The organism is Streptomyces sp. NPDC051172, from assembly GCF_040682555.1.
Classification (GTDB): domain Bacteria; phylum Actinomycetota; class Actinomycetes; order Streptomycetales; family Streptomycetaceae; genus Streptomyces.
This window is the reverse complement of the sequence record NZ_JBFBBE010000520.1, coordinates 1-1000: the sequence shown is the minus strand read 5'-3', so window position 1 is coordinate 1000 and position 1000 is coordinate 1. Positions and strand designations below refer to the sequence as shown.

General features: G+C 75.0%; 2 protein-coding genes. Both read right to left on the bottom strand.

Annotated features, from left to right (window positions below; translation table 11 throughout):
- The coding region (locus AB0N07_RS52400; RefSeq protein ID WP_365848236.1) for a DNA-3-methyladenine glycosylase I at positions 1-493 on the bottom strand (493 nt) is incomplete at its 3' end.
- Between the two features lie 105 nt (positions 494-598).
- On the bottom strand, positions 599-1000 hold a 402-nt coding region (locus tag AB0N07_RS52395), incomplete at its 5' end, for an ATP-binding cassette domain-containing protein (protein ID WP_365848234.1).

Below are 1000 nucleotides of genomic sequence, written 5' to 3'. Positions count from 1 at the left end.
GGTCGCCGTCGCCGTGCCAGGCGGGGCCCGCGCCGGGGGAGCCCGGGTGCAGCGGGGCGAACCGCTCGCCGCGCATCCCGACGACGGCCTGCGCGTTCGCGATCGCAGCCTCGATCTTGCGCCGGTTCCGGATGATGCCGGGGTCCGCCAGCAGCGCCTCGACCTCCGCGTCCCCGAACGCCGCGACGGCATCCACGTCGAATCCCGCGAACACCTGACGGAACCGCGGCCGTTTGGCCAGGACGGTCCGCCAGCTCAGGCCCGACTGGAACGCCTCGAGCACGAGGCGCTCGAACAGGCCCTGCTCGTCCGTGACGGGCAGGCCCCACTCCGTGTCGTAGTACTCCCGCAGCAGCGGATCCCGTGCCGCCCACGGCGGGCGGGCTCGCCCGTCCTCACCCACGACGACGCCACTCGGCGGCGCCTGTCGCCCGCCCGCCGGTGGATCCTCGGCGGGGGTGGGGAGGCCGTCGTCGGCGTGGTGCGCGCTCATGCCCCCGAGCCTAGGAGCGGCCCCGGACATCCGGAGCCGGAACGTGACGCCCGGGGACGCCACGCCGTCTGCGGACACCTGTGCAGGAGGCACGGCCGGACCTCGTCACTCGAGCCGCCCGGCCCGCAGCCGCCACGTGTGGTCGCACCGGGCCGCTACGGCGGGGTCGTGCGTCACGATCACGATCGCCCGCCCCGGCTGGGACATGGAGCGGAAGAGCCCCATCACCTCGTCGGTGCGCTCCTCGTCCAGGGCGCCCGTCGGCTTGTCGGCGAGCAGCAGGGAGGGCCCCATGATCACAGCTCGGGCGATGGCCACGCGCTGGCGCTCGCCGCCGGAGAGCCGGCCGACGGGGTGTTGGAGACGGTCTCCGAGCCCGAGGCGCGTCAGAAGCTCGGCGGCCATGGTGCGGCGCTCGCGCTTCGCCGGGCGCGGCTGCGCGTAGAGCAGCGGCAGGGCCGCGTTGTCCACGGCGGTCGCCCGATCGATGAGCAGATGGTCCTGGAG